The organism is Amycolatopsis sp. CA-128772 (assembly GCF_002904295.1).
Classification (GTDB): Bacteria; Actinomycetota; Actinomycetes; order Mycobacteriales; family Pseudonocardiaceae; genus Amycolatopsis.
Genome location: NZ_PPHG01000025.1, coordinates 217,847 through 244,844, shown reverse-complemented (window position 1 = coordinate 244,844; position 26,998 = coordinate 217,847). Strand labels below are relative to the sequence as shown.

The following is a 26,998-nucleotide window of genomic DNA, read 5'->3' as shown; positions in this document are numbered from 1 at the left end:
TCACACCCCCGGGCCTTCGGCGGCGGCCATCGCCGTGCGCAGGCTCAGCGGCCGCATGTCGGTCCACACCCGTTCGATGTGGTCCAGGCAGTCGCGCTTCGGGCCGCGGACGCCGGCCTCGGTCCAGCCGCTGGGCAGTTCGCGGCCGGCGGGCCAGATCGAGTACTGCTCCTCGTGGTTGACCACGACGGTGTACTCGCGGGTGTCGTCGTCTTCAGGCATCGCTGGGCGTCTCCTCCTGCTCGATGGGGTTTCCGGTGGGCCCGCGCCGGGCCGCGCGGACGAGCTGCCGCGCCGCCGCGGCCACCCAGGCCCCGGCGGCGCACAGCAGTACGGCGTACAGCAGCGTGAACACGTAACCCAGCCACGCGGCGTCGTCGCTGACGCCGGCCAGGCCGATGGTGACGCGGGCGATCCGCGTGGTGTCCGTCGCCGTCCACAGCCGGAACAGCTCGGCGCCCCAGCTCAGCAGCGGCACGGCCACGGTGAACGCCGCCAGCGCGCGGCCGCGCAGCAGCAGGGCGGCCGCGACGCCGGTGAGCACGGTGACCCACCACCAGCCGAGCTGGTTGCCGCCCCAGTCCAGGACGGCGCCGGCGGCGCCGACGGCCAGGACGCGGACCCAGGTCCGGTCCCAGGCCCGGTCCCTCGATGCGGTGCCGGCGTCCGTCGTCGCGGTGCGCCGGCCGGGCAGTTGCCCGGTCAGGGATTGAGTGTCCATGTCCGCCCCTTCGTCGCGGCCAGGGCGGGTTCGCCCTCGAGGATCGGTCGGTTGCGTCCGGCGAACCAGTCGGCGAGCCGGTCGGAATACCAGGGGGACGCCGGGTTTTCGCTCTGCCCGCCGGGGTAGATCCCGACCGACTGGCCGGTGCCCCAGTCGACGACCATGCGCCAGCTGGCGCCGCCGACGGCCACGCCGGTGAGCGGCTTGCCGTGCCGCACCGGCGCGGCGCTGACCACGGAGTTGATCGTGCGGCCGCTGCCGCCGGAGGCGTACGGCCCCAGGTCCAGCACCGGCGACTGCAGCAGCGAAGCGATCATCACCTTGTGGGCGTCACCCAGCTTCCAGGTGCGCACCTCGGATCCGCGCTTGCTCTGCAGGTCCGCGACCGCGTCCGCGAACGCCTTCCGCATCACCTCCGGTGCGGTGCGGGTGCCCGCACCCGGCGGCGCGAAGAGCGGGTTGGCGACGTCGTCGATGCTCAGGTTGATCAGCAGGCCGTTGAGCCCGTCGACGGCGTAGGTGCTGTCGTTGGTCCGCGGCGTGAACACGTCGCGTGGCGGCGCCGGGATCTTGTACTGCTGCCAGACCGGGTGCCACACCGCGTACCCGTAGAGCACCATGAACCGGCCCCAGACGGTGGCCGCGGCCGAGTCGGCGGTCAGGGTGTAGTCCCAGTTCTTGAGCGCGTCCAGGGCCTGGGCCTGCACCGGGTTCCACGACCCGGCCTCCAGGTCCTTCAGCACCGTCGGCAGCAGCGCGCGGGCCACGTCGTCGACCATGGACATCTGCAGGTCCTGCATCTGCTGCGAGGTCACGCCGGTGGCGCCGGTGAGCGCCTTGGTGATCTCGGTGGACCGCCAGCCCTGGTCGAAGAAGTCGTAGCCGCGGCCGTAGTAGTACGGGTAGTCGGTGCCGACTTCGCGCTGGTTCGCGGTCTGCGCGAACCCGGACGGCGGGTTGTACGTGCTCGGCAGCGCTTCGAACGGGATGCTCCCCGCCACGTCGCACTCGCCGGTCCCGGTCATCGGCAGCCACGGCCGGCAGCTGTCGGGCGTCTGCGCCTGCAGCCCGGCGTTGACGATGCCGATGTTGCCGGCGTCGTCGGCGTAGGCGAAGTTCTGCGCCGGGGTGTTCCAGCCGCGCAGCGCCTGGTGGAACTGGTCGAAACTGGTGGCCTTCTCCAGTGCCAGCATGCTTTCGAAGTTGTCGCTGGGCAGCGTCCCGGTGAACCACACCGCGGCGGTGACGCCCTGGACGGTCATCACCGGGCCGTGCACGGTCATCCGGGTCGGGTACTCGACCGTGGAGCCGTCGTGCTGCTTGATCTGGTTGACGATCTTCGTCATCGGCCGCCACTGCCCGTTCCAGAAGTACTGGTCGGGGTGCGCCGCGTCGGTCTTTTCCAGGTAGTAGAACGTGCCCGGCCGCTGGGAGTTGGTCAGGCCCCAGCTGATGTGCTGGTTCTTGCCGCCCAGCACGGCCGGGATCCCCGGGACGGTCACGCCGGCCAGCTGGTAGCCCGGCGAGCGGAGCTCCACCTGGTACCAGATCGACGGGACGGTCAGGTTCAGGTGCGGGTCGGAGGCCAGGATCGGCTTGCCGGACGCCGTGCGCCGGCCGGAGACCACCCACGCGTTGCTGTTGCCGATGGTGTGGACGGCGTTGGCCGGCAGCTGCGCGATGCGCTCCTGGAACTGCGCCGACGCCTCGATCGCCTGCGGTGACGTGCCGAACGCGAACCCGTCCGGCGGCGCCGCGTTCCCGGCCGGCGCCTGCGGCACCGTGCCGCCGCCACCGACCGTGCCGCCGGACGGCGCCGGGGCACCGTCGTCGCGCGCCGGGATCGGTGTCAACGGCAGCTTCCGGTACGGGCCCGGGTCGTACGGGTACTGCGGGTTCTGCCCGACGGCGTGGTAGAGCTGCTCGAACTTCTGCTCGCCGAAGGCGCCCGCGATGTAGCTGAAGGCGGTCGGCAGCGGGTCGAAGGACAGCGTCTGCGTCTCCAGCCGCTGCACGGCCAGGCTGTCGACCGGGGTCCACGGCTCGACCGGGAAGTCCATCAGCTTGTAGTAGAGCGGCAGGGCGTTGTCCTGCTTCAGCTGCGCGACGGCGGCGTTGACACCCTGCGCGTACTCGGTGAGCACCGCGCGCGCCGGAGAGCCGGCCGCCATCGCGTTCCAGTCGCGCTGGGCCGCGCGCTGCAGGCCGACGTCCAGTTCGTACTTGTCGGAGGCCAGCGCGGCCGGGTCGCCGGTGGTCTCGGCCAGCCGGCCCTCGGCCTGGCGCCGGGCCAGGTCCATTTCGAACAGCCGGAAGCGGGCGTGGGTGTAGCCCAGGGCCCGGTACATGTCCGCGTCGGTGCCGGCGGCGATGTGCGCGGTACCGTCCGCTTCGAACGAAACGGTGGCGCTGCCGGACAGGCCGGGCAGGGACAGGCTCTGGTCGTGCGGCGGGGTGCCCTGGCTGGCGGTGACCCACACCCCGGTGCCCGGGTTGACGGCCGCGCCCAGGGGCGGCAGTGTGCCGGCGCCCGCGATCGACACCTGCAGCACCGCCACGGCCAGCGCGAGCGCGCCGACGAGCGAGGCCGAGTGCAGGCCGAGCCGGCCCCGCGGCGTCAGTTTCCTTTTCGAGGGACTCACCGTGCTGCCTCCTTCAGGTGCGCACTGGTCGCGTGCGCGGCCAGGGTGGTCCGGACGGTGCGGAGCACGTTGTGCTCCTGGTCGAACAGGGCGAAGTGGCCGCCGGGCAGGGTGACGCGGGTGAACCGGCCCGTGGTGTGCCGCCCCCAGGCGATCAGGGCGCCCGGCGGGGCCGCGGGGTCGTGCAGCCCGCCGAACGCGGTGATCGGGGCGAGCACCGTCGCGGCCGGGTCCGGGGTGTGCGCCTCGGCGGCCTCGTAGTCGGCCCGCAGGGCCGGGGTGACGAGGTCGACGAGGTCGGGGTGGGCCAGGACGTCCGGGTCCAGGCCGCCGAGGCGGCGCACGTGGGCCACGAAGGCTTCGTCGCCGAGGCCGGCGACCGGCGGCTCCGCGGAGCGTCCGGGTGCGGCTCCGGAGACGAACACGTGCCGCGGTCCCGCGCCGCCGGCTTCCAGGCGGCGGGCGAGGGCGAAGGCGAGCAGGCCGCCGAAACTGTGGCCCAGCAGAGCGAACGGCCGGTCGAGGTGGGGCTCGACGGCGACGGCGAGCGCGTCGACGATGTCCGGGACGCGGCGCAGCGGCGGCTCGGCGACGCGGCGCTCGTGGCCGGGCAGGCAGACGCCGATCAGGTCGATCCCGGGCAGCCGGCCGGCCCAGCGCAGGTAGCGGGCCGGCCCGGAACCGGCGTGGGGGAGGCAGAACAGGCGGACGTCGCCGCCACCGGCCGGCTCCGCGGAGCGGCGCAGCCAGGGCCCGGTGGTCATCACCGCACCCCGCTCGCGGTCAGCTCCGGCACCATGCCCTGCCGGACCAGGAAGGCGACGGTCTTGGCGACGTAGTCGACGTCCATGTCCGGGAAGCCAGCGTCGCCGCCGAGGCCGGACAGGGTGTTGCCGATCTCGACGACGTCCGGGTCGCCGGTCATCGGGCCGTCGATGGACAGCAGCGCCGCCAGGCCGTCCAGGCGCCCGGCCGTGCGGCGGGCCAGCTGCACCCGCCACTGCGCGTACGGCACGGTGTCGAACCGGTACCCGGTCCGGGTGAGGTGTTCGTGGATCGACTCCATGGGCGCCACCTGCGGGTTGTAGAACTGGTGCACCGGGTTCGGCCGGGGCGCGAGGCGGGACAGCCGGACGATCGCCGCGGACACCAGGTCGACCGGCAGCACGTGCAGGGGGATCGGGGTGTCCTCGGGCATCAGGCCGGCGATCAGGCTGCCGGCCAGGCACAGCGCCAGCTGGTCGCGCACGCCGACCGCGCCGGTGCCGGTGGCGCCGGTGATCAGCCACGGCCGGTACACCCCGACCGGCAGGCCGCGCCGGCCGGCTTCCAGGACGAGGTGTTCGCCGGTCTTCTTGCTGAGCACGTAGCCGTCGGACGTGCCGGCCTCCAGCGGCCCGGGACGCTCGGGCAGGACGTCGCCGACCCGCATGTCGATGGTGGAGACGTAGTGCACCGGTGTCGGGCGCGCGGTGCAGGCCAGCCGCAGGAGTTCGGTGGTGCCGACGACGTTCGGGGCGCGCAGCACGCGGTAGGGGAGGATGAAGTTCATGTGCGCGGCGCAGTGGTAGATGACGTCGAGCCGGTCGGCCAGCGCCACGAAGCCGGCTTCGTCCAGCCCGAAGCGGGGCAGGGTGAGGTCGCCGGGCAGGACGGTCAGTTTCGCCGGGTCGACGTCGTCCTGGTCGTAGCCGGCGAGGTTCGCCGCCAGCCGCCCGGCGGGGTCTTCGCCGCGGACCAGGCACACGACCTCCGTGGCGCCGTGGCGCAGGAGCTCGGCGATCATGTGGCCGCCGAGGAAGCCGGTGCCGCCGGTGAGCAGGACGCGGCCGAGGCGGCCGTCCGGGGGTGCGGGCCGCGGAGGTCCGGTGGGGGCGATGCCGGCGGGCAGCTGTTCGTCCTGCAGCGCGGTGGCCATGGCGCTGTCCGGGGCGCCGGGGCCCTCCGGGTCTTCGAGGGCGGCGGCGAGCGCGGCGACGGTGGAGTTCGTGAACAACGTCTTGAGCGGCACCGGCATCCCGACGGCTTCGGGCAGGGCGACGATCAAGCGGGCCGCAGTGAGCGAGGTGCCACCGGCGTCGAAGAAATCGTCGTGGATGCCGATGTCGCGGCGGTCCAGGGCGGTGCCGAAGCAGTCGAGGATGGCCCGTTCGAGATGGGTGCGCGGCCGGGCGGCGCCTTCGTAGCCGCTGGTGCGCTGGGCGGTGACGGCGAGGAGCGCTTCGGGGGTGTCCGGCAGCCCGGGCAGGCCGAGGCAGCGGTCGGGGCGCAGCCGGGCGGGGAGCTCGGCGGCCAGGTAAGTGTCCAGTGCGGACACCACGGCGGGGACGTGCACGGCGACGGTCTCGCCGGCCGCGGTGGTGACGACCGCCGCGGCGGTGACGTCCGGGTGGGCGCGCAGGACGGCCTCGAGCTCGGCCGGGTCCGGCGGGCCGAGGAGCTCGACGTGGCCGCCGGCCAGGCGTGCGGTCCGGCCGGTGCGGAGCCGGCGGGTGCCGCCGGGAGCCGGGGCGAGGAGTTCGGCGGTCCGGGCGGGACCGTCGACGTGGTGGAGCGGTTCGGCGGAGCCGCCGAGCCAGAGTTCGCCGCGGGCGCCGGGGAGGGCCGGGCAGCCGGTGAAGTCGGTGATGCCGGCGGCCGGCGTCGTGCCGGTGAGGGCGCGCAGCGGGAAGACCAGGCCGTGGCTCAGCTGAGCCGGGACGAGCGCGTCCCGGCCCGGCCGGTTTTCGCCGGGCCGACCGGGTCCGGGAGGCCCGTCGTCCGGCGGCGTGATCACCCGGACCGGCAGGTCCGCCAGGTCCGCGCGGTCGGTGACGAGAACCGTCGCCGGTCCGAGCCGGCGAGCCAGGTACGCGGGCGGTGCGGTGGGGTCCAGCTCGAGGAAGAGCGCACCCCGCCCGCACGCGGCGCGGCGGGCCGCGGCGCGGCGGGCGTCGTCGCGGACGCAGATCGCGACCGGGCCGGCCTGCTCGCCGGTGACCTCGACCGGCCCGGGTGACGCGATCCCGAGCACTTCCGCGGCCATCCGGCGGGCCTCGACGGCCGGCACCCCGGCCTCTGCGAGGCCCGCGCCGATCGGCAGTTCCGACAGCCGCATGCCGAGGTTCCGGCCCATCGCGGTGAGCACCGCGACGACGTCCTCGAGGATCCCCTCGGCGGTCACCGCCTCGAACAACGCCGTGGCGTAGACCAGGTTCAGCCGGAACCCCTCCGGCGCGAGCTGGGCGTCCAGCGTCAGGTCGTAACTGGCCACGCCGCCGGAGACCGGGGCCGGGACGAGCGTGGCGCCGTCGACGTCGACCTCGCCCGACAGGCCGTCCTGCACCGCCAGCAGCACCTGCGCCAGCGGCGCGCGGCCGAGGTCGCGGGGCGGGTCGAGCTCGGTCACCAGGTGCTCGAACGGCAGGTCCTGGTGCGCGTACCCGGCCAGGCAGGTGCGGCGCACGCGGGCCAGCAGCTCACGTGCCGTCGGGTCGCCGGCCACGTCGGCGGGCAGCGCCAGCATGTTGATGAAGCAGCCGAGCAGGTCGGCGGTCTCCGGGCGGGTGCGGCCCGAAACCGGCGTCCCGACCAGGAACGCCGGTTGCCCGGAACGCCGGGCGAGCACGGCCTGGTAGGCGGCCAGCAGCAGCATGAACGGTGTTGCGCCTTCTGCCCGCGCCGCGTCCACCAGGGCCGCGGCCAGGTCCGGCCCGAGCTCCCGGGACACCATCGCGCCGCCGAAGTCCTGCTCCGCCGGCCGCGGGTGGTCGGCCGGCAGGTCCAGCACCCGCGGGACGCCGGACAGGGCCTCCGTCCAGTACGCGAGCTGCTCGTCCAGCTCGGCCGGGGTTTCCCGTTGCCAGACGGCGAAGTCGGCGTACTGGATCGGCAGCTCGGGCAGCTCCGGTGCCGTCCCGCGGACCTCGGCCCGGTACAGCTCGGCCAGGTCGCGGACCAGCAGGTCGGCCGACCAGCCGTCGCAGGCCGTGTGGTGCAGCACGAGCAGCAAGAGCCCTTCGGCGTCGGCGATCCGCACGAGCCCGGCCCGCAGCAGCGGGCCTTCGCGGAGGTCGAACGACGACCGCGCCTGCCGCGCCGCGACGGCCTCGGCCGCGGCCCGCGCCCGCTCGACCGGCAGGCCCCCGAGGTCGACCAGCCGCAGCACCGGCGGTTTCGCCGGCGCGACGAGCTGCACCGGCGCCTTGCCGTCGTGGTCGAAGCGGGTCCGCAGCACCTCGTGCCGGTCGGTGAGGGCGGTCAGCGCGCGGTCGAGCGCGGCGGCGTCGAGCCGGCCGCGGACGCGCAGCGCGGCGGTGATGGTGAACGCGGCGCTGCCGGGGTCGAGCTGGTCCAGGAACCAGATGCGTTCCTGGGCGAAGGACAGCGGGAACACGTCCTCGGCGGCGGTGCTGGGCAAGGTGGTCATGGCAGTCTTCCCCCGGGCTGGGCGGATCGGGTGGCCTGGGCAGGGCGGGCCCGGCGGTGCTGCCGGGCGATGGTCGTGGTCCGGCCGGCCTCGCGCAGCAGCCGCGCGATCCCGGTGACGGTGGGCTCGACGAAGACGTCGCGCAGCCGCAGTTCGCACCCGAACCTCTCGCGCAGCCGGGCGGCGATGCGCGCGGCCTGCAGCGAATTGCCGCCGAGGACGAAGAAGTCGTCGTCGACGCCGACCGCGCCGGTGCCGAGGATTTCGGCCCAGACCTCGGCGACGGCCGCCTCGAACGCGTCGCGCGGTGCGGCGGCCGGGCCGCGCCGCCGCGGCGTGGGATCGGGCAGGGCCGCGCGGTCGACCTTGGCGTTGTCGCCCAGCGGCATCGCGGTCAGGACCACGACGTCGCCCGGGACCAGGTAGTCCGGCAGCCGGGCGCGCAGCCGGCGGCGCAGGTCCGCGGGGTCGAGGTCCGTTCCCGGCGCGGGCACGGCGTAGCCGATCAGCCGGGCGTCGGCGCCGCGTCCGCGCAGTACAGCGGCGGCCTGGCGCACGTCCGGTTCGGCGGCCAGCGCGGCCTCGATCTCGCCGAGTTCGACCCGGAAACCGCGGATCTTGATCTGGTCGTCGGCGCGGCCCCGGAACTCCAGCAGGCCGTCGGGGCCGTGCCGGACGACGTCGCCGGTGCGGTAGAGCCGGGCGCCTTCGCGGCCCGAGAACGGATCCGGCACGAACGCCGCGGCGGTTTCCGCGGCCCGGCCCAGGTAGCCGCGGCCGAGGGAGCAGCCGCCGACGTGCAGCTCGCCCCAGACCCCGGGCGGCACGGGCCGGCCGCGGGAGTCCAGGACGTACAGCTCCACCAGCGGCATCGGCACGCCGAGCGGCACCCGGGCGCGGGACTGGGCCCGCTGGCAGGTCCAGCCGGTGACGGCGATCGCGGTCTCGGTCGGGCCGTACATGTGCAGCAGGTCGGCGGAACCGTGGGCGAAGAACGCTTCCTGGGTGGCGACCGGCAGCGTCTCGGCCCCGCACATGACGTACCGCAGCGAAGCCGGGAACGTCGTGCCGGCCGCGTCGAGCACCTCCAGCGCGAGTTCCAGCATGGACGGCACGAAGTGGGTGATGGTGATCCCGGCGGCCGCGATCAGCTCGACGAGGTGGTCGGGGTCGCGCTGGCTGCCGGGCCTGGCCAGGACCAGTTCGGCGCCGGCCAGCAGGGGCCAGAACACCTCCTTCACGGCGACGTCGAAGGTGGTGGTGGTCTTGTGCAGCATCCGGTCCGCGGCGGCCAGCGGCCAGTCCTGCTGCATCCACAGCAGGTTGTTGGCGATGGCGCGGTGTTCGACCTGGACGCCCTTGGGCCGGCCCGTGGACCCGGAGGTGTAGACGACGTAGGCGAGGTGCCCCGGGGTGACGGCCACCGCCGGCGGCCCGGCGTCTTCGGTCTGCCACCCGGCCCGGTCGAGGTGGACCCGCGCGGGTTCCGGCGGCAGGACGTGGTCGCCGCCGGCATCGGTGACGACCAGGCGGGCGCCGGCGTCGGCGAGGATGTCCGCCAGCCGCGCGGCGGGCTGCGCCGGGTCGAGCGGCAGGAATCCGGCGCCGGCCTTGAGAATCGCGTACTGCGCGACGACCGCGTCCAGGCTGCGCGGCAGGGCGACGCCGACGACGTCGTCGGGGCGGACCCCGCGGCGGACGAGGTGCCGGGCGAGCCGGTTGGCGAAGGCTTCGAGCTCGGCGTAGGTGAGCGACGGCCGGGGCTGCCCGGGCTCGGCGGCCATGGAGACCGCCACCGCGCCGGGAGTCGCCGCCGCCTGGGCCTCGACGAGGGTGTGCAGGCAGACCTGTGGGTCGTAGCCGGCGGGGACGCGGTTGAAGTCGCGCAGCCAGGTCTGTTCCTCGGCCGGGCTCAGCCCGCCGACGGCGGACAGCGGCCGGCCGGGTCCGGCGGCGAACTCGCGCAGGGTCCGCAGGTAGTGCTCGGCGAACCGGGCCATCAGCGGTTCCTGGTAGACGTCGGTGTCGAACTCCAGGCCGCCCTCGATGCCGCCGGGCGTGTCGAGCAGGTTGAGGACGACGTCGAACTTGGCGGTGCGGTTCGGCACCGGCACCGGTTCGACGGCCAGGCCGGGCAGTTCGGGCAGCGCGCCCGCGGCGTTGTTCAGCGCGATCATCACCTGGAACAGCGGGCTGCGTGCCGGGTCGCGCTGCGGGGCCATCGCGTCGACCAGGGTCTCGAACGCCACGTCGGGAGCGGCGTAGGCGTCCAGGCAGGCGCGGCGGACGCGGGCCAGCAGCTCCCGCACGGTCGGCTCGCCGCCGGTGCCGGCGCGCACGACGAGGGTCTCGGCGAACAGGCCGACGACGTCCGCGGTGCCGGGGGCGGTGCGCTGGGCCGCGGGGGTGCCGATCAGCAGGTCCTCCTGGCCGCTGAACCGGGTCAGCGTGGCGGCGAACGCGGCCAGCAGCACCATGAATTCGGTGACACCGGTGTCGCGGGCCAGCGCGCGGACCTGCTCGGTCAATTCGGGGCCGGCGGCCAGCGGCAGGGTGTGGCCGCGGTGCCGGCGCTCGGGCGGCCGGGGCCGGTCGGCGGGCAGTTCCAGGGTGTGCGGGGCGCCGGCGAGCTCCTCGCAGCGGCGGGTCAGCTGGCCCGCCGCGCGGGCGGCGCGGCCGCGTTGCCAAGCGGCGTAGTCGCTGTGCCGCAACGCCGGGTGCGGCAGCTCGGTGCCGGCGTAGGCGGCGGCGAGGTCGCGGGCCAGCACCGACACCGACCAGCCGTCGGCGACGATGTGGTGCAGGACCAGGACGAGCACGTGCTCGAGCGCCGAGACCCGGATGAGCGTGGCGCGGAACGGCGGTTCGCCTTCGGCCAGCCGGAAGGGCCGGGTGGCGGCCGCGTCGGCGAGGGCGGCCGCGCGGTCCGCGGCGTCCGGGACGGCGGTGAGGTCGACGATCCGCGCCGCGACGTCGGCGGCGGGCAGGTGGCGCTGGGTGCCGCGGCCGCCGGCCTCCCCGAACACCGTCCGCAGCGCGGGGTGCCGGGCGGCCAGGGTGCCGATCGCCCGGCGCAGCGCGGGGACGTCGAGCGGCCCGGTGAGGCGGGCCGCGACCGGGACGTTGTAGGCGGGGGACTCGGGCGCGTATTCGGCCAGGAACCACAGCCGTTCCTGGGCCGAGGACAGCGGGAACGGGCCGTCGCCGGGCAGCACCGGGATCGGCTCGGCCGGGCCGGCGGTCCGGGCCCGCGCCCACCCGGCGAGCGCCGCCGGGCTGGGGTGTTCGAACACGGCCGGCACCGGGATTTCGACGCCCAGCGCGGCGGACAGCCGGGTCGCGGCGCGGGCGGCGTCCAGGGAGTGGCCGCCGGCGGAGAAGAAGTCGTCGCCGGCGGCCAGCGGACGGCCCAGGACGTCGGAGCAGATGTCGGCCACGACGGCCTCCAGCCCGTCGCGCGGGCCGGGCCCCGCGTCGGCGGCCGGGCGCCGGATCGGGCGCGCGGCCAGCGCCGCCCGGTCGAGCTTCCCGTGCGGGGTTACCGGAAACTCCGGCACCGGGAGCAGCAGGTCGGGGCTCAGGTAGGCGGGCAGCAGGCTGCTCAGATGGGTCTTCAGCCCGGCGGGATCGACGTGCTCGCCGGAGCCCGGATCGGGCAGGTAGTAGCCGACGAGCCGGCCCTCGCGGGCGACCACGGCCGCGGCCGGCACGCCGGGGTGCGCGGTCAGGGCGGCCTCGGCCTCGGCCGGCTCGACGCGGTGACCGCGGATCTTCAGCTGCGCGTCCGCGCGCCCGAGGTGCCGCAACCGTCCACTGTGGTCGTAGCGGGCGAGGTCGCCGGTGCGGTACCACCGCTCGCCGCCGTCGGCGGGGACGAACCGCTCGGCGGTGGCGGCCGGGCGGCCGGCGTACCCGAGGGCCACGCCCGCACCGGAGAGCCAGATCTCGCCGACCGCGCCGACCGGGACCGGTGCCCCGGTGGCGGTCGCCAGTTTCAGCGTGGTGCCGGGGATCGGCCGGCCGATGCCGATGGGGCCGTCGCCGACGCGCGCGACGGTGGACCACACGGTGGCCTCGGTCGGGCCGTAGAGGTTCCACAGTTCGGCGCCGTGCTCGCGGAGCGCGGCCGCCAGGTCGGCGGGCAGGGCCTCGCCGCCGCACAACGCGCGGAAGCCCGGCCAGGGCCGCCACCCGGCGTCGAGGAGCAGCCGCCAGGTGGCCGGGGTGCCCTGGAGCACGTCGCAGTCGGCGGCCTCCAGCAGCCGGGCGAGGGCGACGCCGTCGTGCGTGGTGGCCGGCCCGGCGAGGGTGACGCAGGCGCCGCGGGTGAGCGGGCCGAAGAGCTCGAGCGCGGCGATGTCGAAGGTGAACGGCGTGACGGCGACCAGCCGGCTGCGCGCGGACAGGCCGGGCTCGTGGCCGGTCATCGCGGCCAGGAACGCGGTCAGCGCGGAGTGCGGGACGGTGACGCCCTTGGGCTCGCCGGTGCTGCCGGAGGTGAACAGGATGTAGGCGGGCCCGTCGAACGACGGCGCCGGCGGCGGTTCGGCACCGGGAACCGGGCCGGCGTCGACCGGCAGCACCGGCGCGAACGTGCTGCGCCCGGCCGATTCCGCGTCCGCGAGCACGACGGCGATACCGGCGATCTCCGCCATCCTCGCCAGGCGGGCTTCGGGGGCCGCCGGATCCAGGGGGACGTACGCGGCACCGGCCAGGCCGCACCCGAGCAGGGCGGCGACCGTCGCCGCGGACCGCCCGGCGCAGATCCCGACCGCGGCCCCCGGCGCGACGCCCGCCGACCGCAGCCGCGCGGCCACGTCCACGGCGGCCTGCCACAGCTGCCCGTAGGTCCATACGGAGCCGTCTTCGGCGGCGATCGCGGGCCGTTCCGGATCGGCCGCGGCCGTCCGCGCGACCGCGGCCGGCACCGGTTCGCCGTCCCGTGGCGCGGATCCGTCGCCCCAGGCCGCCGGGACGGCGGCGTCGGTCCGGACCGTCTCGAGCACGACGTCCGGATCGGCGGCCATCGCGGCCAGCAGGCCGGTGAGGTGCGCGAGCACCGCGGACAGGGTCTCGCGGTCGAACAGTGCCGTGTCGTACTCGGCGAACCCGCCGATCCCGCCGTCGTCGCCGTCGGCGAGCCACAGCGCGAGGTCGAACCGCGCGGCCGGCAGCTCGGCGTCCAGGGTCTGCACGCGCAGTCCCGGCAGGTCCGGGTGCGGCGGGGTGGCCGTGTTCAGCGCGAGCATGGTCTGGATGACCGGGTTGCGGGAGAGGTCCCGCTCCGGGGACAGGGTCTCCACGAGCTTCTCGAACGGCAGGTCCTGGTGGGCGAACGCCGCCAGGCACGTCTGCCGCACCCGCGCCAGCAGCTCCCGGGCGGTCGGCTCGCCGGACAGGTCGGCCCGCAGCACCACGGTGTTGGCGAAGCTGCCCACCGTGCGCTCGACGTCCGGGTGCGGCCGGCCGGCGACCGGCGTCCCGAACAGGACATCGGGCTGCCCGCTGTAGGCCGACAGCGTGGCCGCGAACGCCGCCGACAGCACCATGAATTCGGTGCACCCGGCCGAAGCGGCCAGCGCCCTGATCCGGGCCGCCGGTCCGGGCGCGATCGCGAACGGGATCGTGGCGCCGCCGAACGACCGGCGCGGCGGCCGCGGGCGGTCGGCCGGCAGCTCCAGGACGAGCGGCGCACCGTCCAGTGTGGAGCGCCAGAAGGCGGTGAGGGCGGCCAGGGCCGGGCCGCTCAGCCGGTTCCGCTGCCAGTGCGCGAAATCGCCGTACTGGACGACGGCCTCGAGCGGCGGCCGGCCGGCGTACGCCGCGCCGAGCTCGTCGGCCAGGATCGCCACCGACCAGCCGTCGGCCGCGATGTGGTGCACGACGACGGAGAGCACGTGCTCCTGCTCGCCGACGCGGACCAGCAGCGCCCGGACCGGGACGTCGTGCGCCAGGTCGAACGGCCGCCGCGTGAAGCCGGGCAGGAGGTCGCCGGCGTGGTCGGCGTACTGCAACGCGGCGGGCGCCGCGGGCACGGCGAACAGCCCTTCGGCGCGTTCCTCGACCACCGAGCGCAGCGCCTCGTGGCGCGCCATGACCGCGTCCCACGCGGCGGTCAGCCGGGCGACGTCCAGCGGCCCGGTGATCCGGGCCGTCAGCGGCAGGTGGTATGCGGGGGAGTCCGGCTCGAGGCGCGCCAGGAACCACAGCCGTTCCTGCGCGTGGGACAGCGGTGCCGGGCGCGGGCCCGGCTCGATCGCCCCGGCCGCCGGCGCGGGTCCGGCGGCCGCCACGGCGGCCGCCAGCGCGCCGAGCGTCGTGCGGGTGAACACCTCGGCCAGGCCGACGTCGGCGCCGAGCCGGGCGGCCAGCCGCGAAACCAGGCGCGAGGCGAGCAGCGAGTGGCCGCCGAGGTCGAAGAAGTCGTCGTCGGGCCCGACCGCGGCGGGGTCGAGGTCCAGCAGTTCCGCCCAAATCCCGGCGACGGCGGTTTCGGTCCCGGTGCGCGGGCGCCCCGGGCCGGCGTGCTCGGCCCACCGCGGCGCGGGCAGCCGGGCTTGGTCGACCTTGCCGTTGCGCGTGCGGGGGAGGGAGTCCACGGCCGTCAGCGAGGCCGGGACCAGGTAGGACGGCAGGATCGAGGCCAGCCAGGCACGCAGGTCCGTGACGTCGCCGCCGACGACGTAGGCGGCCAGCCGGTTGTCCGTGGGGGACAGCCGGTGCGCGACCACCGCGGCCGCGGCGACCGCGGGATGCCGCGTGAGCACGGCCTCGACCTCACCCGGCTCGACGCGGTGACCGCGGATCTTCACCTGCGCGTCGACGCGGCCCCGGAAGAGCAGCGTGCCGTCGCCGAGCCGGCGGGCCAGGTCGCCGGTCCGGTACCAGCGGCCGCCGTCCGGCCCGGGCACGAACCGCTCGGCCGTGAGGGCCGCGTGCCCGGGGTAGCCGCGGGCCAGGCCCGGGCCGCCGAGCCACACCTCGCCGACCGCGCCCGGCGGCACCGGGTGACCGTCGGCGTCGCGCAGCACCACCCGGCTGCCGTTGACCGCGCGTCCGATCGGGACACTCGGCCGGCCGCCGAGTTCGTCGTCCACTTCGGACACGGCGTACGCGGTGACGCAGGTGGTGGCTTCGGCCGGGCCGTACCCGTTGACCACGGTCAGGCCGGGCGCGGCCGCCAGGGCGCGCCGGACGTGGGGCACCGACAGCGCTTCGCCGCCGATCAGCACGGTCCGCAGCCCGCGCAGCGCGGCCGGGTCCTCGTCCACGACGGCGTGGAACAGCGCGGTGGCCATGACGGCGGCGGTGACGTCGTGCGCCCGGACAGCCGTGCCGATCGCCTCGGCGGTGAAGGCCCGTTCGGGGTGCACCACGCCGCGGGCGCCGTGCAGCAGCGTTCCCCAGATCTCCCAGGTGGCGGCGTCGAAGGACACCGACGACAGCCAGAGCAGCGTCCGGTCCGGGCCCAGGCCGCTGTACTCGCCGGGCCGGACCAGGTCGACGAGGCCGCGGTGGGTCAGGGCGACGGGTTTGGGCCGGCCGGTGGAGCCGGAGGTGAAGAGCTGGGCGGCCAGGGTGTCCGGGTGCACCGGGGTGTCGAGCGCGGTGCCGGGCCGGCCGGCCCATTCCCCGGGCCGGTCGATGAGCAGCGTGCCGGTGGCGGCGAGGAACTCCGGTCCCGGCGAGGCGGTGATCGCGTGGGCGATCCCGGCGTCGGCGAGCATGCGGTCCAGGCGCTCGCGCGGCTGCCCGGCGTCGAGCGGGACGTAGTGGCCGCCGGCCTTCAGCACGGCCAGTGCGGCCACGGCGAAGTCCGCGGACCGCGGCAGGCACACGCCGACCGGGGTCTCCGTGCGGACACCGCGGTCGCGCAGTGCGCGGGCGATCCGGTTGGTCAGGCGGTCCAGGTCGCGGTAGCCGAGGACGCGGTCGCCGTCGACGATCGCCGTCGCGTCCGGGTTCGCGGTCACCGCGGCGGCGAACAGGTCGACGACGGTCCCGGTGGGCGACGGCGCCGGGGTGCGCTCGGCGGCGTCCGGAATGAGCGGCAGCACCCCGAGCGGCCGGGCCGGATCGGCCGTCGCCCCGGTCAGGAGCGCGGTGAAGCAGGCGGCGAGGGAGGCGACGGTGGCGGCGTCGAGCAGATCCGCGCGGTACTCCCACGCGACGCGCAGGGTGTCGCCGTCCTCCTCGATCAGGCAGCCGAGGTCGAACTTCGCGTCGGCGGCGTCGAGCGGCACCGCTTCGGCGCGCAGCCCGGCGAACAGGCCGGCGACGTCGAGCCGGGGTTGCAGGGTCAGCCCGACGTCGAACAGCGGCGCCCGGCCGGGAAGCCGCTTCGCGCCGGCCTCCGCGATGATGCGCTCCAGCGGCGCGGCCTGGTGGGCGAGGGCTTCGCGGGTGCGGTCGCGGACCTGCTCCAGCAACGCCGCGAAGCCGGTGCCGGCGGCGCAGCGGGTGCGCAGCGGCAGCGTGTTGACGAAGCAGCCGACCAGCTCGGCCGTCTCGGCGCGGACGCGCCCGGAGACCGGCACGCCGATGATCTGGTCGCCCGCCCCGGTGAAGCGGTGCAGGACGGCCGCCAGCCCGGCGTGCAGCACGGTGAACAGCGTGGTCCGGGCGGCGCGGGCCTGGGCGCGGAGCTGCCGGGTCACCGGCGGCGGCAGTTCGGTGCGGTGCGTCGCCGCCGGCCCGGCTTCGGCCGGCGGGCGGGGGTGGTCGGCCGGGAGGTCCAGGGGCGCGGGCGGGTCGGCGAGGGCGCTGCGCCAGTACCCGGCCGCCGCGTCGGCCTGCGCGCGGGCGTCGGCACCGGCTTCCCAGACCGCGTAGTCGCCGCACTGGATCGGCAGCGGCGGGCGGCCGTCCGGCCCGGCGCGGTAGGCCGCAGCCAGGTCGGTGAGCAGGATCGGCAGCGACCAGGCGTCGGCGGCGATGTGGTGCACGGCGACCAGCAGCAGGTGCTCGCCGGGCGCCACCGGCCACAGGATCGCCCGCACGGGTGGGGCGGCGGCCAGGTCGAAGGGCTCCTCGACGGCCAGGCGCAGCGCAGCCTGCGGCGGCACGCCGTTCGGTTCCCGGACCTCCAGCCGGAGGTTCGGTTCGGCGTGGACGCGCTGCACCGGAACCCCGTCCACGGCGGGAAAAACCGTGCGCAGGGCCTCGTGGCGGGCGGCGACCGCGGAGAGCGCCCGCCGCAGCGCGGGCACGTCCAGCTCGCCGTGCAGGCGCAGCGCGGCCGCCATCGTGTAGCGCGAGCTGTGCGGCGCCAGGCGGTGCAGCAGCCAGATGCGGCGCTGGGCGGCGGTCGCCGGGAACGTCGTGACGCCGCGCTCGGCGTCGGCGTGCAGGCGCTCGGCCAGCCGGCGCCGCGGAACGGACAGGTCGGTCATGCTCCACTCACCTCGTCGGTCAGCAACCGGACGACGTCGTCGGGCAGCGCGGCGATGCGCGCGGCCAGTGCGGCGGGGTCGTCGTGGGCGCGGGGCAGGGCGGTGATCGGGGCGGCCGGCGCGGCCACCGCGGGCAGGGCTTCGACGAGCCCGGCGACGGTGGGGTGGCTGAACAGCGCGACGACGGGCACGTCGAGCCCGAGCGCCCCGCCGATCTGCAACGCGGCCTGCGCGGCGAGCAGGGAGTGCGCGCCGAGGTCGAAGAAGTCGTCGTGCCGCCCGACGCGGCGGCCGCCGAGCAGCCGGCCGACGATCCGCGCGACGGTGCGTTCGCGGTTGCCGTCCGGCGGTGCGAAGCCGTGCCCGCGGACGGCCTCCGGCAGCGGCAGCGCCCGGCGGTCGAGCTTCCCGTTGACGGTGACCGGCCAGCCGTCGAGGACGACCACGGCCGAAGGCACCATCGGCGCCGGGAGGACGGTCCGGAGGCGGGCCCGCAGCCCGGCGGGGTCCGGGGCGCCGGCACCGGCCGGGACGACGTACCCGACCAGCACCGGCTGCCCGCCGATCCGCCGCACCACCACCAGCGCCGACGCCACTTCCGGCTGCGCCGCCAGTGCGGCCTGCACCTCGCCGGGCTCGATCCGCACCCCGCGCAGCTTCACCTGCTGGTCACGGCGGCCGAGGAAGCGGAGGAACCCGTCCGGCCGGTACCGCACGACGTCCCCGGTGCGGTACATCCGGGCCCCGGGCCGGTCGGCGAAGGGATCCGGCACGAACGCCTCCGCGGTGGCCGCGGGCCGGCCGAGGTAGCCGCGGGCCAGGCCGGCGCCCCCGACGAACAGCTCGCCCGGCACGCCGGCCGGGACCGCGCGGCCCGCGGCGTCCAGCACCCGGACCGGGCAGTTCGGCACCGCCCGGCCGATCGGCACCATGCCGGTCCCGGCGCCGTCCGGGTCGAGTTCGTGCACGGTCGCGAAGATCGTGGCCTCGGTCGGGCCGTAGCCGTTGACGACCGACAGGCCCGGCGACGCAGCGGCGATCCGGCGCAGCAGCGGTTCGGGTGTCGGCTCGACGCTCACCACGAGCTTGCGCAGCGACAGCCGCGAGATCCGGGTTTCCACCGCGTTCAGCGCGAACGGCGGGACGTAGGCGTGCGTGATCCCGCGTTCGGCGAGCCAGTCGACGTACCGCTCGGCGTGCGGCCGGACCGCGGCCGGCACGACGTCGACGGTGGCCCCGGCGCGCAACGCGCCGAAGATCTCGAACACGGAGACGTCGAAGCCGCCGCTGGTCCACCACGCGCAGACGTCGCCCGCCTCGCACGCCAGCGCGTCGAGGAGGTTGACGACACCGGTGTGGGTGACGCAGACCCCCTTGGGCTCGCCGGTGGAACCCGACGTGTACATGACGTACGCGGCGTTCTCCGGACGCGCGCTCTTGCGGGGCGCATCGAGCTCGAAGTCGGGTTCGTTCCAGTCCACAGTGGACACTGTGGGTCCGATGGCGTCCGCCAGGTCGGCTGCCTGTGGTTCCGGCCCGGCGAGCAGGCCGACACCGGCGTCGCGGGCCAGCGCCACGAGCCGCGCGGTGGGGTGCTCGGTGTCCAGGGGCACGTAGGCCGCGCCGGCCTTGAGGACCGCGAGGGCCGCGGCGACGAACTCGGCGGAGCGGCCGGCCAGGACCCCGACCCGGGCCTCGGGACCCGCGCCGAGCCGGCGCAAGCGGGCGGCGAGGGTGTCGCTCCAGCGCGCCAGCCGGCCGTAGGAGACGGCCCGGCCGCCGTCGCGGACCGCGATGGCGTGCGGGTCCTGACGGCCGACGGCTTCGTGGACGAGCTCCCCGGATCCGGCCGTGCGGGGCGCGTTCCAGCCGGTCTCCACGGCGGCGCGCTCGGCGGGCAGCAGCAGGTCGATCCCGTCGGCGGTGGTCGCCGGGTCCGCGACGGCCTGGCCGAGCAGCGCGGCGAAGTGCCCGGTGAACCGGGCGGCGGTGTCGGCGTCCCAGAGCGCGGTGTCGTAGGTGAGACCGCAGCGCAGCGTTTCCGCCGTGCGGACGACCTCCAGGGACACGTCGAGCTGCGCGCCGGTGACCGCGACCGGCCGCGAGGTGCACCGGAGGCCGCCGATGCCGGCCGGGCCGGCGTCGAGCAGCAGCGCGGACAGCGGGTCGCCGGCCGGGGCCTGCTGCAGCGCGAACAGCGTCTGGAACAGCGGGCTGCGGCCGGGGTCCCGGTCGGGCTGGGCGATCTCGACCAGGCGCGGCAGCGGGATCCGCTGCCCGGCGAGGGCCTCCCGCACGCGGGCGGCGACGTGCCGGACCGTGTCGAGGAACGTGCCGTCCGGGCTGAGCTCGCAGCGCACCGGCACCACGTTGACGGCGAGCCCGAGGACGCCGGCCGTGTCCCCGGTCAGCCGCCCCGGCGCCGGGGCGCCGATGACGAGGTCGGACGCGCCGGTGTAGGCGTGCAGGAGCCAGGCGTAGGCAGCGAGCAGCACGGCGTAGGGAGAGACGTGCTCCGCCGCGGCGAGCGCGTCGACCGCGCGGGCCGTCTCCGCCGGCAGGTCCCGCAGCTGCCGGGCGCCGCCGAACCCCTGGACCGCGGGCCGGGGCCGGTCGGTGGGCAGGTCGAGCGGTGCCGGGGGATCGGCCAGGCGGTGCTGCCAGCGTTCGAGCGCCCGCCGGGCTTCGGCGCCGGCCAGGTAGCCGCGCTCGGCCCGGACCGCGGCGGCCATGGCCGGGGCGCCGCCCGCGTCCACCCGGCCTTCGAGCAGCTCGCGGACCAGGGCGGTCAGGGACCACAGGTCCGCGGCGATGTGGTGGACGGCGAGGGCCAGCACGTGCCGGCCGGCCCCGAGACGCCAGTGCCGGATCCGCCACAGGGGGCCGGTTTCCAGGTCGAACGGCGCATCGGTCATCGCCTGGATGACACCGTCCACCCGGGACGGCGACCACCCGGCCGCGTCGGTCGAGGCCCAGTCCACAGAGGACTCGCCGACGATCCGGTACGGCTCGCCCTCGCGGACGCCGAACCGGGTGCGCAGGGCGGCGTGCCGTGCGATGGCCGATTCCAGCGCGGCGGCGAAGCGGTCTTCGTCGAACGGGCCGGCGACGTCGACCGCGTGGCCGATGTGGTACGCCGTGGACTCCGGGGCGAGGCGGTGCAGGAACCACATCGCGCGCTCGCCCTCGGTCAGCGCGTCGGTGACGCCGGTGACCGGCGTGGCCTCGGCCGCCGTCGCCGAGGCGGCCAGGGTGCGCAGGTCGGCGCCCGCCATCAGGTCCGGCAGGTGCAGCCGGACGCCGGCCGCTTCCGCCCGCACCGCGAGCTCTGCGGCCTTGACCGAGTCCAGGCCGAGGGCCGCCAGCGGCACGTCGGGGTCCAGGTCGGCCAGCCCCAGCACCGTCGCCGCGGACTCGCGCAGCCGCCCGGCGACGGCCGCGCCGTCGTCGAACAGCACCGGCAGCTCGCCGGCCGCCAGCGCCCGCCGGCACTCCGAGCGCCGGACCTTCCCGCTCGACGTCTTCGGCAGGCCGCCCTTGCCCAGCAGCACGATCCGGCTCACGGCCACTCCCTGCTCGGCCAGCACCGCGGCCCGCACGGCGTCCGCGATCCCGGTCAGCGGTACCGGTTTCGGGCCCTGCACCTCGTGCACGACCGCCAGCCGCTCCTCGCCGTCCGCCTCGACGGCGATCGCGGCCCCGCAGCCGGGCCGCAGCGCCGGGTGCGCGGCCGCCGCCGTGAGCTCGACGTCGTCGGGGGCCACGTTGCGGCCGCGGACGATGATCAGGTCCTTGTGCCGCCCGGTGACGTACAGCGCGCCGCCGTGCCGGAACCCCAGGTCGCCGGTGCGGACCCGGCCGCCGTCGAACACGCCCGGGTCGCGCCCGCCCCAGTACCCGGCGGCGACCGACGGCCCCGACACGGTGATCTCGCCGATCGTCCCGTCGCCGACCGGTGATCCGGAGTCCGGGTCGATGATCGCGACCGCGGCCTCGGCCGGTGGTGTCCCGCAGGACACCAGCTGCCGGACGGGCGCGCCGGCGGCGGGCGGTACCGCGCGGCCGGTGGCGAGCGCGTCGGCCGAGAACGCCGTGACGTCGGGATCGGCGTCGAAGTGGACGCCGGTCACCATGAGCGTGGCCTCGGCCAGCCCGTAGCACGGGAAGTACGCGCGCCGGCGGAACCCCGCGACGGCGAACGCGTCGGCGAACGCGGCCAACGTGGCCGGACGCACCTGCTCGGCGCCGGTGAAGGCCACCGTCCACCGGCTCAGGTCCAGGGCCTCGCGCTGCTCCGGGGTCGTCTTGCGGACCGCGAGGTCGTAGGCGAAGTTCGGGCCGCCGCTGGTGGTCGCCCGGAAGTCGGAGACCGCGCGCAGCCACCGCGCCGGCTCGCGCAGGAAGCTCAGCGGCGACAGCAGCGTCACCGGGAACCCGGCGAACACCGGCTGCAGGATCCCGCCGATCAGGCCCATGTCGTGGTACGGCGGCAGCCAGATCACCCCGCGGCTCGCGGGAGTGTGACCGAACCGGTCGCGGATGAAGGCCGAGTTGTGCAGCAGGTTGGCGTGCGTGATCACGACACCCTTGGGCTGCCCGGTGGAGCCGGAGGTGTACTGCAGAAAGGCGATCCGGTCCGGGTTGTGCCGCACCCGCCGTGGTTCGCCGACGGCCGCGGCGGTGTCGGTGGCGAGCCACGCCGGCGTCACCCCGGCCTCGCGCAGCACCGGCTCGAGCAGCGCACGGGCCGGGTCCAGGAACGCCGCCCCGGTCAGCACGGCGGCCGGTGCGGCGTCCGCGGCGATCCCGGTCAGCCGGGCGGCCTGCCGGGAGTCGAGCGGGGGATAGGCGGGCACCGCGATGATCCCGGCGTACAGGCAGCCGAAGAACCCGGCGACGTAGTCGAGCCCCGGCGGGTACAGCAGCAGGGCCCGCTCCCCGGCGCGGCAGGTGGTGACGAGCAGCGCGGCGATGGCCCGGGCGCGGGCGTCCAGTTCGGCGTAGGTGACGGCGGTCGCGGTCCCGTCGTCCCCCAGGAACGTCAGTGCTTCGCGGCCCGGCTGCTCGGCGCCGCGGCGGACGAGCAGCTCGGCGAGGGTTTCCGGAGTCGTCACAGTGACCTCAAGGTGGTGAGGCGGGACCGTTCGAGCTGTTCCAGCACCCCGACGGCCTTGGCCGCGCTGGAAGCGCTCATCCGCAGGCTGACGACGTGGTCGCCGTCGAACCGGGCGCAGACCCGCTTGTGGGCGTCGTAGGTGGCTTCGACGGCGGTGATGAACTCCTCGCGCCGCGCGACCAGCGGCCCGGTGAGGGTCGGGAACACCTCGCGCAGTTCGCGGAAGCGGCGGATGAGCAGGTCGTGGTCCTCGGACATCACGCCGGACAGCCCGACCGGCAGGTGCGGCGGGGCCATCGCCGGCCGGACCGCGTCGCGGTAGTCGCCGGGCGGGAAGTCGGAGGCGAAGCGCATGGCGTCGCGGGACGCGGACATCGTGGCGGTCGCGAAGGCCAGCGCTTCCCCGGCTTCTCCGGGACGGCCGGCGTTGAGCGCGGTCTGGAAGCAGCCCAGGCCCAGCACGATGGCCTGGATCAGCGGGAAGAACACGTGGTGGCCGCTGCGCCAGCGCCGGTGCGGGTCCAGCGGTGCCGTCCCGGCCGGCGCCGGGGCCGGCCGCGGTTCGCCGATCGGCAGGCCGAGGGCGTAGGCGATGACGGCTTCGATGCCGTGCCGCAGCCGGCCCCACTCCTCGTCGGTCAGGGTCGTGCCGCAGCGGGCGGCGTCGCCCAGGATCGTCCGGTAGCCGACGAGCGCGCAGTGGGCGAGCAGTTCGGTCGCGGCGTCGGAGGCGCGGAAGACGCCGAAGAACCCGTCGTGCACGGCGAAGTGCTGTTCCTTGCGGGCCAGGACGCCGGTGAACGCGGACCGGTCGAGCTTGGTCCCGGCCGGCCGCACCGGCACGGCCGCCAGCCGGGCCGCCAGCTCGGCGTCGGCCAGCGCCCGGGTGGCGACGAGCGGGCCGAGCTCGGCGACCGCGTCGGAGACCGGCCCCGATCTCAGCGCACCGGCGTCGGCCGGGAGGAAGGCCGGGCGCAGCATCACGAGCTTCATCGCACGGCCTCCGCGGCGTCCGGGAGGGCGGTCCGGTCGAGCTTTCCGTTGGCGTGCCGCGGCAACGCCGCCAGCCGCACGATCCGCGACGGCAGGAACGAGGCCGGCAGCCGCGGGGCGAGGTGGGCGCGGACGGCGGCGTCGGAGAGCCGGCCGCCGGGAACCAGGCTGAGGTAGGCGACCAGCACCGGCTCGCCCGCCGTGGTGCGCAGCGCGGCGGCGGCCTCGGCGACGTCCGGGTGGGCCCGCAGCGCGGCCTCGACCTCGCCCAGCTCCACGCGGTGCCCGCGGACCTTCACCTGGGAGTCCGCCCGGCCGTGGAACTCCAGGGCGCCGTCGCCGCTCCGGCGGACCAGGTCGCCGGTGCGGTACATCCGGGCCCCGGGCGCGGCCGGGTCGGGCAGGAAGCGGCCGGCGGTCAGGCCGGGCCGCAGCTGGTAGCCGCGGGCGACGTTGCCGCCGCCGAGGAAAAGCTCGCCGACCTCGCCGTCGGGCACCGGGACGAGCTCGTCGTCCAGGACGTGGGCGTGCGCGCCGGCGATGGCGTGCCCGATCGGGACGCGCCCGGCCGGGAGGTCCCGGTCGTCGCGCACCAGGTGCGTCACGGCCCAGACGGCGACCTCGGTCGGCCCGTAGTTGTTCTCCAGCAGGCAGTCCGGCAGCAGGGCGCGGTGCCGGGCGGCCAGCGACGGCGGCAGCACTTCGCCGCCGACGATCGCGCAGCGCAGGCTGGTAAGCGGCGTCGGGTCGGTGCCGAGGACCAGGTCGTAGAGCGCGGGCGTGCAGTCGAGGTGGGTGGCCCCGTACAGCTGGATCAGCTCCCGGAGCCGGCCCGGGTCGCGGTGGTCGCCGTCGGCCGGGATGACCAGGGCGCCGCCGCTGGTCAGCGTCCACCACAGGCCGACGCCGGAGGCGTCGAAGGAGAACGAGATCGGCAGCAGGAACGCCTCGGGCCACGGCCGGTCGGGCACGCGCTGGGCGAGGGTGGCCAGCGCGAGCTGCCGGTGGGTGACCATGACGCCCTTCGGCGTGCCGGTCGAGCCGGACGTGTAGAGCACGTAGGCGAGGTTGTCCGGGGTGGCCTCCAGGGCCGGTGGCGCGTCGGCCGCCTGCCCCGCACCGTCGGCCGCGACCAGGCGGCGCGGGCCCACCGGGATCTGGCCGAGCAGCCGGCCCGGCGCGACGACCACGTCGACGCCGGACTCGTCCAGCATCAGGGCGGTCCGCTCCTCGGGCAGCGCGGGATCGACGGGGACGTAGGCCGCCCCGGCCTTGAGCACGCCGAGCAGCGCGACGACGGTGTCGGCGCTCCGGTCGGCGACGACGCCGACCCGGTGCTCCGGCCGGACGCCCTCGGCGCGCAGCGTGCGGGCCAGGTGGTTGGCGCGCCGGTCGAGCGTGCGGTAGTCGAGGACGTCTTCGCCGGCGATGACGGCGACCGCCGCCGGGGTCCGCGCCGCCTGCTGCTCGAACTGGTGGTGGACGAAGCCGTGCAGGTCGGCGTCGCCGGGCACCGCCTCGTTCAGCGGGCAGGTCTCGTACATCGCCCCGCCGTCGGCGTCACTGATGTAGTACTGCTTCCACTCGAAGTTCGACGCGTCGCCGTAGCTGCCCATGAAGGGGTGCGGCTCGATCGTGTCCCAGGCCGCGAGCCGCTCGCGGATCCGGCGCCGTGCGACCATCCCGGCCGGGCTGCCGCCTTCGATGCCCGCGAAGACGTTGCGCGGCTGGAACAGCATGACCAGGCCGGCGCCGAGGTTGCGGCTGCGGCGCGCGACGTGCGTCGGGGCCGCGGCGAACACGAACATCGGGACGCCGTGGAACGAGAACTCCCAGCGGCTGTGTTCCGGTGCCGTGGGGATTTCGTCGGGCCACGGCCGGTCGTCGGTGTCGCACAGCCGGCGCAGCACGGTCCAGAACCGCCGGCCGTGCTCGGCGTGGCCGGCGCCGGGCTCGGGGGCGAAGAAGGCGGCCAGCGCCATCCGGCGGTGGGCGAACGGCCGGGTGGCGTCCAGGAAGGCGACGAGGTCGTCGCGCATCGCGGCCAGGTCGCCGTCCTCGCCGACCCAGGTGCCGAACAGCTCGCCCAGGTGCAGCGCGTTGCGGCCGAAGTGGCACGGGTACTCGGCGTGCCCCACGTCGGTGCGGAACACCTCCGCGGCCCGGACCAGCCAGGCCGGGGCGTCCTGCGGCAGCTCGGCCCGGTCGGCGCGGAACAGCCGCTTGCCGGGGATCTCCGGCAGCAGCACGCCGGCGGTCGGCTCAGCCATAGCGCTGGTCCAGGTCCGCGGTGATCACCGGCTGGTGGTAGACGCACTCGCCGGACAGCACGACCGAGCCGTGCAGGCGGTGCTTGGGGATGAACAGCTTGTCGCCGGCGCGGAACTTGTGCATGCCGGAGAAGCAGTTCCAGAACTCCATCTCGCCGCTTTCGATGACCAGCAACCGGTCGTCGTCGTGCACGTGGGTGGTGGAGCACTCCTCCCAGGACTCGACGAACGTGTCGAGGGCGACCGGGATGTGGTGCTCGTCGATGGCGGCCTGCAGCCGTTCGGCCTTGGCCCGGTAGGCCTCGGCGCTGTCGATCCAGCGCAGCTGCACGGTCAGGTCGTCGTGGTGGACGTCCAGCAGCAGCGCGTATTCGCGGGCGCCGCGGTCGACGGCGGCCAGTGCCGGCGGCCCGAACCGGTGGGCCAGCGGTTCGAGGACGGTGCGGGTGATCGCTTCGACGGTCGCGGCCGTCTCCGTTTCGCGGGCGGTGCGGGCCAGCGCGGCTTCGGCCCGCGGGGAGTCGGGCGTGCCGGCGAGTTCGGCCAGCCGGCCGCCGTGGCCGCCGATCAGCGCGAGCGAGTCGAGGGTGCGCACGCACATGGCGCCGAGGAACTCGAACACCCGGCCGGGATCGCGCGCGGTGCTGCCGAGGTAGTTCATCGCGGCCAGGGTGGACGGCAGGTAGTACTGGTAGTAGCGGTGCGGCTCGAGGCCGAACCCACACGCGTCCAGCACGACGCCGAGGACGTCGTCGACGGGGTGCGTCTCGCGGCGGGTGCCGGTCAGGGCCGCGGTCCCGTTGCCGCCGGAGGTGGGGATCATCAGCGGGCTGACCCGCAGCGGCGCGTTGAGCGTGCCGGCCAGCAGCTGCACCGCCGTCATCTTCGCGGCCTCGGCGGCGGCCCCGGCCCCGGCGACCAGGCCGACGACCTCCTCGGCGGCGTGGGCGCGCCGCTCGGCGAGGTCGGTCAGCAGGCCCCGCAGGCTCGCGACGCCGGGTTCGGGCCGGTCGGCCAGCTCCTCGGCGACGGCTTCCCGGACGAAGCCGAACACGTGCTCCTCCAGCAGGGGCCGCACGAGCTCACCCAGGACGCGGTTGCGTTCGCCGTAGAACAGCCGGTGTTCCTCCCAGCGTTCGGGTGTCATGTCCGCCGCGTACATCGGTTTGGCGGTGTCGTGGATGTTCAGCAGCATGCGGTGCCCGATCAGGGCGGACAGCCGAGACGCGTCGGTGCGCCCGAAGGGGCGGTCGAACCGCAGGAAGCTGAGGTCCTCGGGCCGCACCGGCCGGCGGTAGGGGTCGTCGTCGATCTCGAGTTCTTCGAATCGCGCGCTGCGGAAAAGCGGGTTGGCGCAGTAGGCGCTCAGGTAATCGGAGAGCTCGCCCGCGGAGAATTCGGCGGGCAGCTCCGCGGAGTAGTCGCCGGGCTTCGTCTTGAGAATCAGGGTCAC

Annotated in this window: 10 protein-coding genes; all 10 read right to left on the bottom strand. The window is 75.8% G+C overall.

Annotation, left to right across the window (positions count from 1 at the left end):
- Genes C2L59_RS11165 through C2L59_RS11125 form a run of 10 tightly spaced genes read right to left on the bottom strand, consistent with a single transcriptional unit; the run spans position 1 to position 26,998 of the window.
- The gene (locus tag C2L59_RS11165; RefSeq protein WP_103349451.1) at positions 1–222 is read right to left on the bottom strand and encodes an MbtH family NRPS accessory protein; all 222 of its coding nucleotides are present in this window, start codon (positions 220–222) and stop codon (positions 1–3) included.
- Positions 215–721, bottom strand: coding sequence for a hypothetical protein (locus tag C2L59_RS11160; RefSeq protein ID WP_103349450.1), 507 nt, complete (start codon positions 719–721; stop codon positions 215–217). The genes C2L59_RS11165 and C2L59_RS11160 overlap by 8 nt, the downstream gene beginning before the upstream one ends.
- Positions 703–3,366 (bottom strand): penicillin acylase family protein, encoded by a 2,664-nt coding sequence (locus C2L59_RS11155; protein ID WP_158263037.1) that lies wholly within the window; start codon positions 3,364–3,366, stop codon positions 703–705. Before C2L59_RS11155 ends, C2L59_RS11160 begins: the two co-directional genes overlap by 19 nt.
- Positions 3,363–4,130, bottom strand: coding sequence for a thioesterase II family protein (locus C2L59_RS11150; protein WP_103349448.1), 768 nt, complete (start codon positions 4,128–4,130; stop codon positions 3,363–3,365). The genes C2L59_RS11155 and C2L59_RS11150 overlap by 4 nt, the downstream gene beginning before the upstream one ends.
- On the bottom strand, positions 4,130–7,774 hold the full coding sequence (locus C2L59_RS11145) for a thioester reductase domain-containing protein (protein ID WP_103349447.1): 3,645 nt from the start codon (positions 7,772–7,774) through the stop codon (positions 4,130–4,132). The genes C2L59_RS11150 and C2L59_RS11145 overlap by 1 nt, the downstream gene beginning before the upstream one ends.
- The gene (locus C2L59_RS11140; protein WP_103349446.1) at positions 7,771–17,166 is read right to left on the bottom strand and encodes a non-ribosomal peptide synthetase; all 9,396 of its coding nucleotides are present in this window, start codon (positions 17,164–17,166) and stop codon (positions 7,771–7,773) included. The genes C2L59_RS11145 and C2L59_RS11140 overlap by 4 nt, the downstream gene beginning before the upstream one ends.
- A complete protein-coding gene (locus C2L59_RS11135; RefSeq protein ID WP_146060312.1) occupies positions 17,163–22,280 on the bottom strand; it encodes a non-ribosomal peptide synthetase in 5,118 nt (1,705 codons plus the stop codon). The genes C2L59_RS11140 and C2L59_RS11135 overlap by 4 nt, the downstream gene beginning before the upstream one ends.
- Positions 22,277–23,275, bottom strand: coding sequence for a hypothetical protein (locus tag C2L59_RS46975; protein WP_146060311.1), 999 nt, complete (start codon positions 23,273–23,275; stop codon positions 22,277–22,279). Before C2L59_RS46975 ends, C2L59_RS11135 begins: the two co-directional genes overlap by 4 nt.
- A complete protein-coding gene (locus C2L59_RS11130) occupies positions 23,272–25,545 on the bottom strand; it encodes an amino acid adenylation domain-containing protein (protein WP_103349444.1) in 2,274 nt (757 codons plus the stop codon). The genes C2L59_RS46975 and C2L59_RS11130 overlap by 4 nt, the downstream gene beginning before the upstream one ends.
- Positions 25,538–26,998: a hypothetical protein gene (locus C2L59_RS11125; protein ID WP_103349443.1), complete on the bottom strand. Its 1,461-nt coding sequence runs from the start codon at positions 26,996–26,998 to the stop codon at positions 25,538–25,540. Before C2L59_RS11125 ends, C2L59_RS11130 begins: the two co-directional genes overlap by 8 nt.

Bases quoted from the DNA above. Each gene is read 5' to 3' on its own strand.
- C2L59_RS11160 (WP_103349450.1), bottom strand. From the start codon at position 721: ATGGACACTCAATCCCTGACCGGGCAACTGCCCGGCCGGCGCACCGCG.
- C2L59_RS11145 (WP_103349447.1), bottom strand. From the start codon at position 7,774: ATGACCACCTTGCCCAGCACCGCCGCCGAGGACGTGTTCCCGCTGTCC.
- C2L59_RS11150 (WP_103349448.1), bottom strand. From the start codon at position 4,130: ATGACCACCGGGCCCTGGCTGCGCCGCTCCGCGGAGCCGGCCGGTGGC.
- C2L59_RS11140 (WP_103349446.1), bottom strand. From the start codon at position 17,166: ATGACCGACCTGTCCGTTCCGCGGCGCCGGCTGGCCGAGCGCCTGCAC.
- C2L59_RS11165 (WP_103349451.1), bottom strand. From the start codon at position 222: ATGCCTGAAGACGACGACACCCGCGAGTACACCGTCGTGGTCAACCAC.
- C2L59_RS46975 (WP_146060311.1), bottom strand. From the start codon at position 23,275: ATGAAGCTCGTGATGCTGCGCCCGGCCTTCCTCCCGGCCGACGCCGGT.
- C2L59_RS11130 (WP_103349444.1), bottom strand. From the start codon at position 25,545: ATGGCTGAGCCGACCGCCGGCGTGCTGCTGCCGGAGATCCCCGGCAAG.